At 62.2% G+C, this 16,930-nt stretch carries 16 protein-coding genes; 13 read left to right on the top strand and 3 right to left on the bottom strand.

Annotated elements, in window-relative coordinates; translation table 11 throughout:
• Positions 1-33 precede the first annotated feature (33 nt).
• The 8 genes from ACIOMR_RS01840 (at position 34) to ACIOMR_RS01805 (ending at position 7,953) form a co-directional block, all read left to right on the top strand.
• A complete protein-coding gene (locus ACIOMR_RS01840; RefSeq protein ID WP_177051389.1) occupies positions 34-1,329 on the top strand; it encodes an MFS transporter in 1,296 nt (431 codons plus the stop codon).
• 15 nt (positions 1,330-1,344) lie between these two features.
• Positions 1,345-2,529, top strand: coding sequence for an L-rhamnonate dehydratase (rhmD, locus tag ACIOMR_RS01835; RefSeq protein WP_177019627.1), 1,185 nt, complete (start codon positions 1,345-1,347; stop codon positions 2,527-2,529).
• Positions 2,530-2,540: 11 nt separating this feature from the next.
• The gene (locus tag ACIOMR_RS01830; protein WP_401191867.1) at positions 2,541-3,341 is read left to right on the top strand and encodes an HpcH/HpaI aldolase/citrate lyase family protein; all 801 of its coding nucleotides are present in this window, start codon (positions 2,541-2,543) and stop codon (positions 3,339-3,341) included.
• Positions 3,342-3,351: 10 nt separating this feature from the next.
• A complete protein-coding gene (gene aldA, locus ACIOMR_RS01825; RefSeq protein WP_178965456.1) occupies positions 3,352-4,785 on the top strand; it encodes an aldehyde dehydrogenase in 1,434 nt (477 codons plus the stop codon).
• A gap of 70 nt (positions 4,786-4,855) precedes the next feature.
• A complete protein-coding gene (locus tag ACIOMR_RS01820; RefSeq protein WP_401191864.1) occupies positions 4,856-5,737 on the top strand; it encodes an amidohydrolase family protein in 882 nt (293 codons plus the stop codon).
• Entirely contained in the window at positions 5,737-6,057 is a 321-nt protein-coding gene (gene rhaM, locus ACIOMR_RS01815; RefSeq protein WP_087693855.1) for an L-rhamnose mutarotase, read from the top strand. The genes ACIOMR_RS01820 and rhaM overlap by 1 nt, the downstream gene beginning before the upstream one ends.
• A 40-nt stretch (positions 6,058-6,097) precedes the next feature.
• Positions 6,098-7,156, top strand: coding sequence for an L-rhamnose/proton symporter RhaT (gene rhaT / locus ACIOMR_RS01810; protein WP_102605252.1), 1,059 nt, complete (start codon positions 6,098-6,100; stop codon positions 7,154-7,156).
• 26 nt (positions 7,157-7,182) lie between these two features.
• On the top strand, positions 7,183-7,953 hold the full coding sequence (locus ACIOMR_RS01805) for an SDR family NAD(P)-dependent oxidoreductase (protein WP_087693857.1): 771 nt from the start codon (positions 7,183-7,185) through the stop codon (positions 7,951-7,953).
• Between the two features lie 533 nt (positions 7,954-8,486).
• Here ACIOMR_RS01805 and ACIOMR_RS01800 read toward each other — a convergent pair.
• Positions 8,487-9,098: an LpxA family transferase gene (locus ACIOMR_RS01800; protein WP_401191860.1), complete on the bottom strand. Its 612-nt coding sequence runs from the start codon at positions 9,096-9,098 to the stop codon at positions 8,487-8,489.
• Positions 9,099-9,212: 114 nt separating this feature from the next.
• Between ACIOMR_RS01800 and ACIOMR_RS01795 the strand changes: the two genes are divergently transcribed.
• Positions 9,213-10,178 carry a threo-3-hydroxy-L-aspartate ammonia-lyase gene (locus tag ACIOMR_RS01795; protein ID WP_214498831.1) on the top strand — a complete coding sequence of 322 codons (966 nt, stop codon included), beginning with the start codon at positions 9,213-9,215 and terminating at the stop codon, positions 10,176-10,178.
• Positions 10,175-10,552: a RidA family protein gene (locus tag ACIOMR_RS01790; protein ID WP_177039962.1), complete on the top strand. Its 378-nt coding sequence runs from the start codon at positions 10,175-10,177 to the stop codon at positions 10,550-10,552. The genes ACIOMR_RS01795 and ACIOMR_RS01790 overlap by 4 nt, the downstream gene beginning before the upstream one ends.
• A 1-nt stretch (position 10,553) precedes the next feature.
• Here the strand turns inward: ACIOMR_RS01790 and ACIOMR_RS01785 are convergent, their stop codons facing one another.
• Positions 10,554-11,180 carry a transcriptional regulator gene (locus tag ACIOMR_RS01785; protein WP_003212543.1) on the bottom strand — a complete coding sequence of 209 codons (627 nt, stop codon included), beginning with the start codon at positions 11,178-11,180 and terminating at the stop codon, positions 10,554-10,556.
• 57 nt (positions 11,181-11,237) lie between these two features.
• Here ACIOMR_RS01785 and ACIOMR_RS01780 point away from each other — a divergent pair, with 57 nt between their 5' ends.
• The 3 genes from ACIOMR_RS01780 (at position 11,238) to ACIOMR_RS01770 (ending at position 15,195) form a co-directional block, all read left to right on the top strand.
• Positions 11,238-12,347, top strand: a complete 1,110-nt coding sequence (locus ACIOMR_RS01780; protein ID WP_177067357.1) for a DSD1 family PLP-dependent enzyme — start codon at positions 11,238-11,240, stop codon at positions 12,345-12,347.
• 480 nt (positions 12,348-12,827) lie between these two features.
• Entirely contained in the window at positions 12,828-14,231 is a 1,404-nt protein-coding gene (locus ACIOMR_RS01775; RefSeq protein WP_134326584.1) for a sodium:solute symporter family protein, read from the top strand.
• 37 nt (positions 14,232-14,268) lie between these two features.
• A complete protein-coding gene (locus tag ACIOMR_RS01770; protein WP_401191854.1) occupies positions 14,269-15,195 on the top strand; it encodes a pyridoxal-phosphate dependent enzyme in 927 nt (308 codons plus the stop codon).
• Positions 15,196-15,309: 114 nt separating this feature from the next.
• Here ACIOMR_RS01770 and ACIOMR_RS01765 read toward each other — a convergent pair whose 3' ends face one another.
• Entirely contained in the window at positions 15,310-16,920 is a 1,611-nt protein-coding gene (locus ACIOMR_RS01765) for a GMC family oxidoreductase (protein ID WP_177039956.1), read from the bottom strand.
• Positions 16,921-16,930: the final 10 nt, after the last annotated feature.

Genomic DNA, 16,930 nt, shown 5'->3' with positions numbered 1-16,930 from the left:
CTTCCCATAAGAACAAAACAACTGGACTGAACAATGAAGACCCTGCCTGCGTCCTTGCTCGCCAAGATTTCCTGGCGGCTGCTGCCCTTTCTGCTGTTGATGTACATCATGGCCTTCCTCGACCGCGCCAACGTCGGGTTCGCCAAGCAAGCCTTCCAGGCCGACACCGGCCTCAGTGATGCCGCCTTCGCCTTTGGCGCCGGGGTGTTTTTTGTCGGCTATGCGCTGCTGGAAGTGCCGAGCAACCTGATCATGCATCGCGTCGGTGCCCGCCTGTGGATGTGCCGGATCATGGTCAGTTGGGGCCTGGTGTCCGCCGCCATGATGTTTGCCCATAACGAAACCAGCTTCTACCTGTTGCGCTTCCTGCTGGGCGTGGCCGAAGCCGGATTTTTCCCCGGGGTGATTCTCTACCTCACCTACTGGTTCCCCTCTGCCGTGCGCGGCAAGGCCATGGGTTTCTTTTACTTTGGCGCGCCCCTGGCCTTCATCTTCGGCAGCCCGCTCTCGGGCCTGTTGTTGGAGCTGGACGGGTTCTCTGGGCTGCACGGCTGGCAATGGCTGTTCGCGGTGGAAGGCCTGATGGCCACCGCGGTTGGCATCTGGGCCTACTGGTACCTGGACAACCGCCCCGCCGATGCCAAATGGCTGAGCGTTGCAGAGCGCCGCCAGATCCAGGACCTGCTCGACCGCGAAGACCAGCACAAAACCTCTCACGGCCGTAGCCTGCTCACTGTGCTGTGCCAGCCCAGCGTGCTGTACCTGTGCCTGGTGTACATGCTGATCCAGGCCAGCGTTTACGGCGTGGTGTTCTACTTGCCAACCCAGGTCGGTGGGCTGCTGGGGACCAGGGTCGGCTTGATGGTGGGCCTGGTCTCGGCGATTCCCTGGGTCTGTGCGCTGTTCGCCGCGTGGTGGATTCCCGGCTACTCCGACCGCACCGGTGAACGCCGCAAAGCCGCGTCCCTGACCCTGTTGATGGCCGCCGCCGGGATCGCCTGCTCGGTGACCTTTGCCAACCCGCTGCTGGGCATGCTCGCCCTGTGCTTTGCCGCCTCGGGCTTTATCGCCGTGCAACCGGTGTTCTGGACCTTCCCGTCCAGCTACCTGGCCGGCAGCGCAGCGGCCGCCAGCATCGCCCTGATCAACTCCTTCGGCGCCCTCGGCGGTTTTATCGCCCCGGTGCTGAAGAACTGGGCAGAAACCGCCTTTCACTCCCCTGCGGCCGGCCTTTACCTGCTGTCCGCCACCACTGTAGTCGCAGCCTTGCTGGTACTCGGTATCCATTCCCCAGGCCATAAAGCGACGAACACGCCGGCCACTGTTTAATCAAGGAGTCACACCATGGGCAACATCACAATCAAGCACGTGCGCGCCTTTGTGCTGCGCGGCGGCGGCGCGGACTACCACGACCAGGCAGACGGCCACTGGATCGACGATCACATCAGCACCCCCATGAGCAAATACCCCGAGTACCGCCAGAGTCGCCGCAGTTTCGGGATCAACGTACTCGGCACGCTCGTAGTGGAAATCGAGGCCAGCGACGGCACCGTCGGGTTCGCCGTGACCACCGGTGGCGAGCCCGCCGCCTATATCGTCGAGAAGCACCTGGCGCGCTTCCTGGAAGGCGCCCGCGTCACCGATATCGAAAAAATCTGGGACCAGATGTACCAGTCCACCCTGTACTACGGCCGCAAGGGCCTGGTGATCAACACGATCTCCGGTGTCGACCTGGCGCTGTGGGACCTGCTCGGCAAAATCCGCCAGGAGCCGGTGCACCAGTTGCTCGGCGGCGCGGTGCGTGACGAATTGCAGTTCTACGCCACCGGCGCCCGCCCGGACCTCGCACAGAAGATGGGCTTTATCGGCGGCAAGATGCCCTTGCACTACAGCCCATCGGAAGGCGAAGAAGGCCTGCGCAAAAACCTCGAGGAACTGGCCACCATGCGCGAACGGGTCGGCCCGGACTTCTGGCTGATGCTCGACTGCTGGATGAGCCTGGACCTGAACTACGCCACCAAACTGGCAACCGGCGCCCATGAATACGGCCTGAAATGGATCGAAGAAGCGCTGTCGCCCGACGACTACTGGGGCTATGCCGCGCTGCGCAACAACGTGCCCAAAGGCATGTTGGTTACCACCGGCGAACACGAAGCCACCCGCTGGGGCTTTCGCATGCTGTTGGAGATGGGGTGCTGCGACATTATCCAGCCAGATGTGGGCTGGTGCGGCGGCCTCACCGAGCTGGTGAAAATCTCCGCCTTGGCCGATGCCCACAATGCGTTGGTGGTGCCCCACGGCTCGTCGGTCTACAGCTACCACTTTGTTGCGACCCGCCATAACAGCCCGTTCGCCGAGTTCCTGATGATGGCGCCCAAGGCAGACGAAGTGGTGCCGATGTTCCACCCGCAACTGCTCGGTGAACCCGTGCCGGTGAATGGCCGCATGCGCCTGTCGGTGCTCGACAAACCCGGGTTTGGCGTGGACCTCAACCCCGATTGCCAATTGCATCGCCCGTACAACCGCTGAGGACTCCTGCCATGAACATGCCCCACAACGCTTTCAAGGCCGCGCTGCGTAAAGACGCCGCGCAATACGGGATCTGGGCCGGCTTCGCCACCGCCTATGCCGCCGAGATCGTCGCCAGCACCGGTTATGACTGGATGCTGATTGACGGCGAACACGCCCCCAACACCGTGCCCAGCGTGCTCAACCAGCTCCAGGCCGTGGCTCCCTACACCACCGCCCCGGTGGTACGCGCGGTAAGCAGCGACGCCAACCTGATCAAGCAACTGCTGGACGTCGGCGCCCAGACGCTGATGATCCCGATGGTCGAAACCGCCGAGCAAGCCAAGGCCCTGGTGCGTGCGATGCGTTATCCGCCCCACGGTATTCGTGGCGTTGGTGGCGGCTTGACCCGCGCCACCCGCTGGGACGGCGTGTCGGATTACCTCAACACCGCCCATGAACAGCTGTGCCTGATCGTGCAGGTGGAGTCGCGTCTGGGCGTTGAAAACGTCGCGGCGATTGTGGCGGTGGAAGGCGTGGACGCGGTGTTTATCGGCCCCGCCGACCTGTCCATCGGCCTCGGTCACCCCGGCAATCCCGGGCACCCCGAGGTACAGGAGCGCATCCAGTACGCAGTCAATGCCACGCTGGCGGCCGGCAAGGCCTGCGGCATTCTCGCGCCCAACGAAGACGACGCCCGCCGCTATCAAGCCTGGGGCTGCCAGTTCATTGCGGTGGCCATCGACATCAGCCTGCTGCGCCAGGGTGCCATGGCGACCCTGGCCCGCTATCGCCCCGCCGCCGACGCCAAAGCACCGTCACGTACTTACTGAGGAGCCAAGCATGTCATCCGTACCGGTCTACCAGAACTTCATCAACGGCCGCTTTACCTCCAGCGATGCACACCTGGATGTATTGAACCCGGCCACCGGCGCCCTGTTGTCGAAGGTCCCGGCGTCCACCTCCGAAGACATCGACCAAGCCTTGGCTGCCGCACGTCATGCGCAAAAAGACTGGGCGCGCAAACCGGCGATCGAACGTGCCGGGCACTTGCGCCGCATCGCCGCCAAGCTGCGGGAAAACGTCGCCCACCTGGCGCGCACCATTACCCTGGAGCAAGGCAAGGTCAGCGGCCTGGCGGAAGTGGAAGTCAACTTCACCGCCGACTACCTCGACTACATGGCCGAGTGGGCGCGCCGCATTGAAGGCGAGATCATCACCAGCGACCGCCCCAATGAAAATATCTTCCTGTTCCGCAAACCCCTGGGTGTGGTGGCCGGCATCCTGCCGTGGAACTTCCCGTTCTTTTTGATCGCCCGCAAGATGGCCCCGGCGTTGCTCACCGGCAACACCATCGTGATCAAACCCAGCGAAGAAACGCCGAACAACTGCTTCGAGTTCGCCAAACTGGTGGCCGAGACCGACCTGCCGGCCGGGGTATTCAATGTGGTCTGCGGCGATGGCCGCGTCGGTGGCGCCCTCACCGCCCATAAGGGCGTGGACATGATCAGCTTCACCGGCAGCGTCGCTACCGGCTCGCGGATCATGGCTGCCGCCGCCCCCCATATCACCAAGCTCAACCTCGAGCTGGGTGGCAAGGCACCTGCCATCGTCCTCGCCGATGCCGACCTGGACCTCGCGGTAAACGCCATTCGCGACTCGCGGATCATCAACAGCGGCCAGGTGTGCAACTGCGCCGAACGGGTGTACGTGGAGCGCAAGGTGGCTGACCAGTTCATCGAGCGCATCAGCGCCGCGATGGCTGCCACCCGCTACGGCGATCCCATCGCCCAGGCCGATGTGGAGATGGGCCCGCTGATCAACCGCCAAGGCCTGGACAGCGTCAATCGCAAGGTACGCACCGCCTTGAGCCAGGGTGCATCGCTGGTCACCGGTGGACAGATCGCCGACCTGGGCCAGGGCTTTCACTTCCAGCCGACGGTATTGGCCGGTTGCCACGCCGACATGGAAATCATGCGCGAAGAAATTTTTGGCCCCGTGCTGCCGATCCAGATTGTCGACGACCTGGATGAGGCCATCGCCATGGCCAACGACTGCGACTACGGCCTGACCTCTTCGATCTACACCCGCGACCTGGGCAAGGCGATGCAGGCGGTGCGCGAATTGTCGTTCGGCGAAACCTACGTCAACCGCGAGAACTTCGAGGCGATGCAAGGCTTTCATGCCGGCGTGCGTAAATCCGGGATCGGCGGCGCCGATGGCAAGCACGGCCTGTACGAGTACACCCACACCCATGCGGTGTACTTGCAGAGCTGAAGTGGTGCAACGGGCCTTGGCGCGGTAGCGTGCGGGCCCTTCCCCATCCATTGTTCCGAAGGATTGCGCTATGCCCCTTACCCCTTACAGCGGGCCGATCATCGACAGCCATTTGCACCTGTTCGACCCGCGCCGCCCCCAGGGTATTCCCTGGCCCGAGCCGGGAAACGCGCTGTATGCCGCACATTTGCCGGCGGATTATTGGCCGCTGGCAGGCGAACATAACGTGATCGGCGCGATTGCCGTGGAAGCCAGCCCGTGGCGCGACGACAACCGCTGGTTGCTGGAGACCCTGCGCAGCGACCTGCGCATGCTCGGTTTCGTCGGCAACCTTGACCCGCTGCACGGCGACTTTGCGGCAGACCTCGATGCCTTGGCCCATGAACCGCTGTTCCTCGGTTTGCGCTACGGCAACCTGTGGGACCGCGATTTGCCAGACGACCAGAAGCGCCCCGGCTTTATCGAAGGCCTGCGCCGCCTCGCCGAATACGGGCGTGGCCTGGACAGCGCCAACCCCAATCCGCGCTTGATCAAAGGGCTGCTGCATTTGAGCGATGCCTTGCCCGAGCTGCGCATCATCGTCGATCACCTGCCCAATGCCAGCGTGCCCGCCGGCGAAGAATCCGCGTATCACGCCGACCTGATGCGCCTGGCAGAGCGGCCGAATGTATTTGCCAAACTGGCGGAAATCCCCCAGGTCGGCCCGCAGGGTCTGATCCTTGACCCGGCGTTCTACAACGACCGCCTGGCCGTGCTGTGGGAAGCCTTTGGCGAAGACCGTTGCTTCTTCGGCAGCGACTGGCCCAACAGCGATCACCTGGCCAGTTTCGCCACCACCCTGGGCCTGGTGAAAGCCTGCATGGCGGGCAAATCCGAGGACGTACAGGGCAAGTTCTTCCTGCACAACGCGGTGCGCATCTACAGTCCTACGCCACCCCACGGAGGCAACTAATGCAGACCCGAGCCTTTCGCATGAACCTCAACCCCGGTCAGCACGCCGAGTACCGTCGACGCCACGATGAGATCTGGCCCGAACTGGCCCAGGCCCTGCGTGATGCCGGCGTGGTGGACTACCGGATCTTCCTCGACGAGGCCAGCAACGCCTTGTTCGCCGTGATGACCCACGAAGAGCGGCACGGGCTCGACGCACTGCCGGGCACCGCGCTGATGCAACGGTGGTGGCAGTACATGCAAGACATCATGCCCAGCCAGCCGGACGCCTCGCCCGTCAGCGTGGATTTAATCCCGATGTTCAGCCTTACCCCAGGCTAAAACAGCGCGCTACCACAACAATAAAAAAGGATTCGACTACTTGGAAATCATTCTCTTCGGTGTGATTCTGCACTTCATCGGCGGCTTCGCCTCCGGCAGCTTCTACATCCCCTACAAGAAAGTCCGCGGCTGGGCCTGGGAAAGCTACTGGATCACCGGCGGCCTGGTGTCATGGCTGATCGTGCCGCTGATTGCCGCGCAACTGACCGTGCCCGGCTGGGCCGACATCCTGCGCCAGGCCGACAGCAGCACCTTGCTCTGGACCTACCTGTTCGGCGTGCTCTGGGGCATCGGCGGGCTGACCTTCGGCCTGACCATGCGCTACCTCGGGCTGTCCCTGGGCATGTCGCTGGTACTGGGCCTGACCTCGGCCCTTGGCGCCTTGATGCCGGCGCTGTATCGCGATCTGTTCACCGACGCCACCGAAGGCACCCTGACCTCAATGCTCGCCTCCCAGGGCGGGCATTGGGTGCTGTGGGGCGTGGCGGTATCGCTGGTGGGCATCGCCGTGTGCGGCAAGGCCGGGCTGATCAAGGAACGAGAAGTGCCGGAAGCGGTGAAATTCGCCAGCATCAGCGAGTTCTCGGTGGCCAAGGGCATGCTGGTTGCGGTGATCTCCGGGGTGCTGAGCGCGTGCTTCAGCTACGGTATTTCAGCCGGGCGCCCACTGGCTGCCGCGGCTGTCGAGCATGGCGCCAACAGCCTGTTCCAGAACAACGTGACCTTCATGGTGATCATGTGGGGTGGCCTGACCACCAACGGCCTCTGGTGCCTGTGGCTGAACTGGCGCAACCGCACGTTCCACAACTACACCGACCGCAGCACTCCGCTGCTTGGCAACTACCTGTTGGTGGCGTGTGCCGGCACCCTGTGGTTCCTGCAGTTTTTCTTCTACGGCATGGGCGAAAGCCGCCTGCAGAACGACGCCAGTTCGTGGGTGTTGCACATGTCTTTCATCATCATCGTATCCAACTGCTGGGGCCTGTATTTCCGCGAATGGCAGGGCACCAGCGCCACCAACAAAGGCGTATTGGCCGCGGGTATCGCGGTGATTCTCGGTGCCATTGCCATGGTCGGTTACGGCAACTATCTCGGCTGAGGCCGCTTTTTTTCAGGAGTTCACTTATGTTACTTGCAGACAAAACCGTGATTATTACTGGCGCCTCCCGTGGAATCGGCCGCGCCGCCGCCAGGGAATGTGCACGCCAGGGTGCCCGTGTGGTCATCGGCCACAGTGGTAGCGGCCAAGGCACTGAAGCGGCGTTTTCGTTGATCGAGGAAATCAAGGCGTTCGGCGGCCAAGCGGTGGAGGTGGGCGGCGATGCGGCTGATCCGGACACCGGCGACAAACTGGTGGCCGGCGCGCTCAAGGCATTCGGCAGTGTGGATGTGTTCGTCAACAACGCCGGGATTTGTCCGTTCCACTCGTTTCTCGACATGCCGCGTGAGGTGTACCTGAAGACGGTCAACACCAACCTCAACGGCGCCTACTTCGCCGTGCAAGCGGCGGCAAACCAGATGAAAAACCAGGGCAAGGGCGGCGCGATCATCGCCGTCAGTTCCATCAGTGCGCTGGTGGGTGGCGGGATGCAGACGCACTACACGCCGACCAAGGCCGGGCTGCACTCGTTGATGCAGTCCTGTGCGATTGCGTTGGGGCCGTATGGTATTCGCTGCAACTCGGTGCTGCCGGGAACGATTGCCACCGATATCAACAAGGAAGACTTGGCCGACGAGGAGAAGCTGACGTACATGACTTCGCGCACGCCGTTGGGGCGCCTGGGTGAACCCGACGACGTCGCGGGGCCCATCGTGTTCCTCGCCTCGGACATGGCGCGGTATGTGACCGGAGCTTCGCTGTTGGTAGACGGGGGATTGTTTGTCAACTTGCAGTAGCGTTGGGAAGCGGGCCGCCGCGACGGGGCGTCCCTGCCCCGTGCTACCTGCGTTCGGCCAGCGTGGTTTAACGGGGCGCCTAAGATCAAGATCAAAAACAGATCAAGAGCACAGCGGCCTGAAAGCCGACTTGAGTGTTGAAGAGCAAAATCAAAATCTAAAGCGAGCACGGTCAAAAAATGTGGGAGCGGGCTTGCTCGCGAATGCGGTGTGTCCGTCACCCAATGCATCAACTGACAGACTGCATTCGCGAGCAAGCCCGCTCCCACATTTGGACCGTGTGCGCCCTTGATCTTGCTCTGGCTTCTACCACTCAAGCCGGCCTGTAGGCCGCTGTGCTCTTGCTTTTGATTTTGATCTGGCTCTGACTGCCCCAATAAGCCCGAGCCACAGCGAGGCGCCGACAGGCGGGGCAGAGCCCTGTGCTTACTTTGGGCTGGGCCGGCATTCCGGCTTTTCCAAAGCGAGTCGCTGTAAGAGCGAAACCATAAGTAGCCGTTACTCAACTAACGGATATGTACACCAAAAACCCCCTACCGCTCACAATCGAAAACCTCCCCACGCCTAACCACACTACCCGCCGCAAGCACCGCTCCCGGTGCCAACACACCATTGGCTCCAACCCGCGACTGATCCCCAAGCAGCGCGCCAAACTTGTCACAGCCGGTGCGCTGCAACTGCCCGTCAATGCGCACCTGCACTTCCTTGTCGTCACGCTCGTTCCGGTAGTTGGCCACGATACTGCCGGCTTCCAGGTTAACCCCGCGGCCCAATACCGAATCACCGACAAAGTTGAAATGCGCCAACTTGCTGCCGCTGAAGACAAAGGACGTCTTGAGCTCGGCACCCGGTCCGAAGATGCAATATTCATCCACCCAGCAACCGCCGCGAAGGTAGGCACCGGCAGCGATAAAACAGTGGGCGCCGATGATCAGCGGCGATTTCAAAACAGCGCCCGCCTCCACGACCGCAGTACGGTGCACGGCAATCTCGTCATGAATCTCATAGTCGTCATCAGAAAGCCCCGCCAGCAATTTGCGAACGATTTCCGGCGCCTGGGTCACCAACTCCCACGGCGCAAGATCCACCCAGGGTGCCAGCGGCGAACGGGAAAAATCAGCGATGTAATCGGTCAGTCGAATCAACGTCGAGCCCTCTACAGATCAGAGAAGCCCGAAACGCTAGCATGAAATGCAACTTTACAGTTTGTATAGACATGGATATTTTATCCATCTAACGACATTCGAGAGGTCCCTCCCATGCCACCGTCTTCCTACCATGACGTAATCAAAGCCGCCGAGCGCCTGGAAGGCTTCGCCCACCGCACGCCGGTGTTCACCTCGCGTACCCTCGATGCCGAGACCGGCGCCCAGGTGTTTATCAAGTGCGAAAACCTGCAACGCACCGGCTCGTTCAAGTTTCGCGGCGCCTTCAATGCGCTGTCGCGTTTTGATGAGCAGCAGCGCAAGGCTGGCGTCGTGGCGTTTTCCTCGGGTAATCATGCGCAAGGCATCGCGCTGGCCGCGCGGTTGTTGCAGATGCCGGCAACCATCGTGATGCCCACCGACGCCCCCGCCGCGAAGGTCGCCGCTACCCGGGAATACGGTGCAAGGGTGGTGTTCTATGACCGCATCACCGAAGACCGCGAGCAGATTGGTCGCACACTCGCCGAGCAACACGGCATGACCCTGATCCCCTCCTTCGACCACCCGGACGTGCTGGCCGGCCAAGGCACTGCCGCGAAGGAGCTGCTGGAGTTAACCGGCCCGCTGGACGCGCTGTTTGTCGGCCTGGGTGGTGGCGGCATGCTCTCCGGCACCGCGCTGGCCACCCGTGCGCTGGCGCCCGATTGCCTCTTGTACGGGGTCGAGCCCGAAGCCGGGAACGACGGCCAGCGCTCCTTCCAGAGCGGCAGCATCGTGCACATCGACACGCCCGTCACCATCGCCGACGGCGCCCAGACCCAGCATTTGGGTCAGCACACCTTCCCGATCATTCGCGAGCAGGTCACTGACATTTTCACTGTCTCGGACGCCGAATTGGTGGCCTCGATGAAGTTCTTCATGCAGCGCATGAAGATGGTCGTGGAGCCCACCGGCTGCCTTGGCCTCGCGGCCCTGCGAAACCTCAAGCATCAGTTCCGGGGCCAGCGCGTGGGCGTCATCGTGACCGGCGGCAACGTCGACCTCCAAACGTATGCGCAGTTGCTGAGCGCTCCACAATGAACTTCATCCACACCCCCGCGGCCTCGGCGCCTGCCGGGCACTACTCCCAGGCCGTAAGCCATCAGGGCACGCTGTACATCTCCGGTCAATTGCCGGTGAGCCCTGACGGGCGTCATAACCTCGAGGCTTCGTTTGCCGAACAGGCTCAAGTGGCCCTGGACAATCTGTTGGCGATTTTGAAGGCCGCAGGCGGCTCACCCGCAGACCTGGTGAAAGTCACGGTGTACGTGGTGGGGGTAAAACACTGGCCTGAATTTGATGGCTTGTACGCCGCTGCGCTGGGAGATCACCGCCCCGCCCGCGCGGTGGTGCCGGTGCCGGAACTGCACCACGGCTATCTGATTGAAATCGAAGCCGTGGCGCGCTCGGCATAGGTCATTTGGCGTAGGTGTAGACCGCCGCCCGCGAGACCCCAAGGTGTGAGGCAACCGTTTCCATGGCACGCCGGATGTCCATCACGCCGGCTTCTTTCAGCTCTTGCATCAACAGGCGCCGGTCGGCGGCCTTGAGGGCACGTGGGGTGGTCGCCAGGCGTGCGGCGAACTGGTCGATGCGCGCACGAATGGCGTCCGCACCGGACGGGTCGAGAGACTCGGCGGGCCGGTCGCCGCTGACCGAGCCGAACTGTTCCAGCATGCCCTGCAAGCCACGGAACAACGAGAGGTCGACGTTCATGCACAAGGCCGCCACGTACTTGCCGGTGGAGTCCTTGATACCGATGGAAGTGCTCTTGACCTGACGCCCGTCGGCGAACTGGTTCTGGTAGTTGGCGATCACCTGCGGGTACTCGGGATCGGCAATCCGCGCCAGGCCCAGCTCGGTGGCCGGGTCACCCGGCTGGCGCCCGGAGAGGTTGTTGTGGATGGCCATGATTGCGTGCTGCGGGTCGCGCAGGTCGTGCAGCACGACCTCGCAAAACGGGCTGAAGGTCTTGCTCAGGCCTTCGGCAATCTGTTCGAGCTGGCTGATCAAGGCCGCTTGTTCGGGAGTGTGTTTTTTCATTCAGACAACATATCCAGTACTGGATAGACCGTCAATTTACCTTTTGGAGTGTGCACGATGGAAACCCCGACAGCTTTGCTGGATGTGAGCCGGATGCAGCGCAATATCCTGCGTATGCAGCAGCGTGCCGATGACTTGGGTGTGAGCTTGCGGCCCCATGTGAAGACCCATAAATGTGCCGAGGTGGTGGCGGCGCAAATCGCTGCCGGGGCCACGGGGATTACGGTTTCGACGTTGAAGGAGGCCGAGTATTTTTTCGACCTCGGCATTCGGGACGTTCTGTATGCGGTGGCGATGGCGCCGCATAAATTGCCTCAGGCGTTGGCGTTGCGTCGTCAGGGGTGTGCGCTGACGCTGATCACCGACAGCCTTGCCGGGGCCCGGGCGATTGTCGAGTTTGGTGCGCTGCAGGGTGAGGTTTTTGCGGTGCTGATTGAGATTGACTGTGATGGGCACCGGTCCGGGGTGAAGCCTCAGGATCCGCTGTTGCTGGAGATCGCCAGGCTGCTGTATGGCGGCGGGATGCTTGCCGGGGTGTTGACTCATGCCGGGGAAAGTTACGGGCTGGATACGCCTGAGGCGTTGCGGGCGATTGCCGAGCAGGAACGGGCGCGCTGTGTTGCAGCGGCCGAGGTGATTCGGGGGGCGGGGTTGCCTTGCTTGCAGGTGAGTGTGGGTTCGACGCCCACGGCGCTGTCGGCGGTGAGCCTGGAGGGTGTGACTGAGCTGCGGGCCGGGGTTTATGCGTTTTTTGATTTGGTGATGCATAACGTTGGGGTGTGCCGCATTGATGAGCTGGCGTTGAGTGTGCTGACTACGGTGATCGGGCATCAGGTGGAAAAGGGCTGGATCATTACCGACGCGGGGTGGATGGCGATGAGTCGGGATCGTGGGACGCAGTCGCAGAAGCGGGATTTTGGTTATGGGCAGGTGTGTACCGAGGGTGGTGAGGTGATTGAGGGGTTGCTGGTGGGCAGCGCGAATCAGGAGCATGGGGTGGCTTGGTTCGACGGGGTGGCGGTGGATGTGGTTGAGCGGTTTCCGCTGGGGACGCGGCTGAGGGTTTTGCCTAACCATGCGTGTGCTACGGGGACGCAGTTCGGCAGCTATGGCGCGCTGCTGGAGAATGGTGAGGTGCAGGTTTGGGAGCGGTTGCGGGGGTGGTAGATCGGGGGCATATCCGTTATTTGGGTGATGGCCGATATTGGTTCCGCTCTTACAGCGGCCTGAAAGCCGGCTTGAGTGTTAAAAGCCAAATCAGAAGCTAAAGCGGGCACGGTCCACTGTAGGAGCTGGCTTGCCGGCGATGGCATCAACTGGGTGTACCTGATGCACCGAGGTGTCTGCATCGCCGGCAAGCCGGCTCCTACAGAAAAGCGCTTGGTTTTTAACACTCAGGTCGGCTTTCAGGCCGCCGTGCTCTTGCTTTTGATCTTGATCTGACTGCCCCAATAAGCTCGAGGCCGAACGCAGGTATTGCGCAGCGGCCCTCGCTGTAAGAGCGAAACCATAGGTAGCCGTTACCCAGATAACGGATATACACCCATACCAAAAGAGTATCAAACCATACCAACCCGATATTAGACGAAAGCAAAACCAGCAGAGGAAACTACCCACAATTACAAAAATACCTAAAGAGTATAAAAAATGCCCACCCACTCCTCATGGATCGTACTGTCCATCACCGGCCTGTACATGCTCAGCCTGGCACTGATCAGCTACGGCGTGCGCCGCCACTCCCGCAGCGCCAACAACTACACCACCGGCGGCGGCCACTTCCCGGCGTTCCTGATCGGCTTCCTGATGCTCTCGGAATTTATCGGCACCGCAGTCAGCATCGGCACCGCCCAAACCGGCTTCAAGGTCGGCATCTCCGCCGCATGGAACCTGTTCGCCCTGGCCCTGGGCTTCGTACTCTTCGCCTGGCTACTGGCGCGCAAATACAAGGACCTGGGCGACAACACCATCTCCGGCGTACTCGCGCGCAACTACGGCCAACGCACCCGCTTCGCCACGTCGATCATCACCATCTTTGCCCTGGAGATCGTCGCCGTCTCGATCTACGCCAGCGGCGGCGCCGTATTGGCCAGCGTGATGCAAGTAGACCGAACCCTGGCGATCGTGATCGTCGGCGTAGTCTCGGTGGCATACGTCAGCATCGGCGGCATGCGCTCAGTGATCTACACCAACTTCGTCCACGCCGCCCTGAAATACCTGGGCGTCGGCCTGGCCTTGTGGTTCGGCTTGAAGCAGGTGGGCGGCATCGGCCAGCTGCAAGCGCAATTGCCTGCCAGCATGTTTGACTGGACCGCCGTGGGTTGGGGCCAGATCATCGCCTGGATGATCGCCGGGATCGGTTCGATCTTCTCCACCCAATACGTAATCCAGGCGGTGAACACCGTCAGCCACGCAGGCAAGGCCCAGCGCGCCTGCTTCTACGTGGCGGTGCTGATGGTGCCGTTCGGCATCGGCGCAGCACTGATCGGTATGTGCAGCGCGGTGCTGTTCCCCCATGTCGACTCCCTGCAAGCCTTCCCCACCCTGATCGCCAGCATGGACCAACTGACGGCCGGGCTGGTGGTGGCAGGCCTTGCCGGCTCGCTGTTCGGCACCATTTCGGCGGTGAGCATGGGCTCGGCGACGTTGTTGCTGCGGGACTTCTACGAGCCATGGTTCAACCCGGAAAAAAGCGACGCCAAGTCCCTGCGCTTCGTGCGCCTGGCGACCATCGCTGTCGGCCTGTTGCCGATTGCCCTGGCACTGACCTCGGACAAGGTGCTGATGATCGCCTTCCTCGGCAAGGCGTTGCGCGCCTCCCTGGCCGTGCTGGTGTTGATGGTGTTCTACGCGCCGAAATTCGGCACGGCGGCCGGGGCATTCCTGAGCATCATTGCCTCGTTGCTCGCGACCGTGGGCTGGTTCCTCGCCGGTAATCCGTGGGGCATCGACAACGCCTACATCGCCCTGTTCACGCCGTTGATCATCATGGGCATCAGCCATGTGACGCGCCGCAGGACACCGGCCGCCCCCCTGGTGGCAGCCACGAGCTGAGGTAGGATGGCAGCCTCACCCAAAAGGAACTTGTGAAATGCTGCCGATTCGCACCCCGTTGATCCTGCACCCCGGCTTGTCTACCGCTACCCGGCGGGTCTGGCTGAAGCTCGAGAACCTGCAACCCTGTGGCTCGTTCAAGTTGCGCGGCATGACCACGCTGTGCGCCTACGCGGCGAGCCAGGGCAAGACCACGGTGGTATGCCCCTCCGGCGGCAATGCCGGGCTGGCCACGGCCTTCGCGGCGCGCGGCCTGGGGTTGCAGGCGCGGATCGTGGTGCCGACCACCACCCCCGAAGCCACCTGCGCACGCATCCGCCAGGCCGGGGCCGAGGTGGTGGTACACGGTGATCTGTGGGATCAATCCAATGAGCTGGCGCTGCAACTCTCCAAAGCACCCGAGGCACTGTATGTGCCGGCCTTTGATCACCCGCTGTTGTGGGAAGGCCACAGCAGCATGATCGATGAGATTCTTGAGGACTGCCCTCAGGTGGGCGCCATCGTGACCTCGGTGGGCGGCGGTGGACTGCTCGCGGGCGTTCTGACGGGCCTGGAGCGTCATGGGCGGTTCGGCTGCAAGGTGATTGCGTGTGAAACGGCGGGCGCGGCTTCGTTTGCTGCTGCCGTAGAGGCTGGAAAGTCCGTGCGGCTGGCGAAGATCGATACCGTGGCCAAGTCGTTGGCCGCGACCCAGGTGGCGGCGTGGCCGGTGCAGCATATCGGCAGGTTTGCCCATCAATGCGTGGTGTTGAGTGATGCCGACGCGATGATGGGCGTGGCGCGGTACGCCGATGATTTACGCCAGTTGGTGGAACCGGCATGTGGGGTTTCGTTGGCCGTGGCGTATCTGGAGCATGGGGCGATTGCCGGGATTGAGGATGTGGTGGTGATTGTGTGTGGTGGGGTAAGCATCAGTGCCGAAACGGTTGCCCAGTGGCAAAACACGGTCTCTCTACCGAATTAAATCCCCCTGTGGGAGCGGGCTTGCTCGCGAAGGCGGTGGTTCAGTCGACATATCCAGCGCCTGACACACCGCCTTCGCGAGCAAGCCCGCTCCCACATTTTATCGGTGGTGCACTCAGGCATCCTGCAGGATCAGATCCGCACCCTTCTCCGCCACCATCAACACCGCCGCATGGGTATTGCCCGAGGTCACGTTGGGGAAAATCGACGCATCGACAATCCGCAGCCCTTGCATCCCGTGCACCTTCAGGCGCTTGTCCACCACCGACACCAGCGGGTCCGAGCCCATGGCGCAAGAGCCACACAGGTGATAGATCGAGCCGCTGTTCTCGCGGAAGTACTGCAGCATCTGCTCATCGGTTTGCACCGCCGGCCCCGGCAATACCTCGGCCACAGTAACGCCCTTGAGCGCCGGCGCCTGCATGATCTTGCGCATCAGCCGGCTGCCCTGGATCACCTCGTCGATGTCCTTTTGGGTGCTCAGGTAGTTGGGGTCGATCAAGGCCGCGTCCCGTGGGTTTTTCGAGGCGATGCGGATCGTCCCGCGGCTGGTAGGCCGGCACGGGTTGAAGCACAGCAGGAAGCCTGAATACGGCTCGGGCTTGAGGCTGGCCTTGTTGTTTTTCGGGATCTGGTACGACAGCGGGTTGAAGTACAGCTGCAGATTGGGGTGCGCCTGCCCTTCGTTGCCGCGAAAGAACCCGCCGGCCTGGTTGACGCTCATGGCCAGCGCGCCCTTGCGGGTCAGCAGGTATTTGAGGCCGAGTTTGAACTGGCCAAACAGCGAACTGAGCTGGTCGTTCAGGGTCGGGATATTGGCCTTGTAGTAATAACTGGCGCAGAGGTGGTCCTGCAGGTTCTGCCCCACTGCAGGCAGGTCCTTGACCAGCGGGATGTTGTGTTCGGCGAGCAATTGCTTGTCCGCCACACCCGACAGTTGCAGGATCTTCGGCGTATCCACCGCCCCGGCGCACAGGATCACCTCCTTGCGCGCGCTGAAGGTGCGAACCACGCCGTGCTGGGTCACGCTGATGCCGGTGGCGCGCTGCTGATCGTCGAACAGCACGCGGTCTACCAGCGCATGCAACTCCACGGTCAGGTTCGGCCTACCCAACGCCGGGTGCAGGTGCGCAAAGCTGCTGGAGCAGCGCTCACCGTTGCGGGTGTTGACGTCGTAGAGACCCGCACCTTCGAAGTTCGGCCCGTTGAAGTCATCGCTCAGGCCATAGCCCAATTGCTCGCAGCCCTTGAGAAATACATCGCAGATGGCATGGGTCTGGCCCTTCATCGGGGTGATGCTGATGGGGCCGCTGCTGCCGTGGTATTCGGTGTCGCCCAGGGGGTGATTTTCCAGCTTGCGGAAGTACGGCAGCACGTCCTTGAAGCCCCAGCCGTCGTTGCCATTAGCCGCCCAGTCATCGAAATCATGGGCCTGGCCGCGCACGTAGATCATGGCGTTGATCGAGCCGGAACCGCCCTGCACCTTGCCCCGCGGGGCATAGATGGCACGGTCGGCCAGCTGTTTTTGCGGCTGGCTGTAGTACATCCAGTTGAAGGTCGGGTTGTAGTACATCTTGGCGAAACCGACCGGGATCTTGAACCACCAGGAGCTGTCCTTGCCGCCGGCTTCCAGCAGCAATACCGAATGCTCGCCCGAGGCGGAGAGTCGGTTGGCCAGGACGCAACCTGCGGCGCCGGCGCCGGCGATGATGTAGTCGTATGTCATTCACGGTTAC

The organism is Pseudomonas sp. NPDC087814, from assembly GCF_044742865.1.
Lineage (GTDB): Bacteria > Pseudomonadota > Gammaproteobacteria > Pseudomonadales > Pseudomonadaceae > Aquipseudomonas.
The sequence above is the reverse complement of the archived record's forward strand: the minus strand, read 5'-3'. Positions and strand labels throughout refer to the sequence as shown.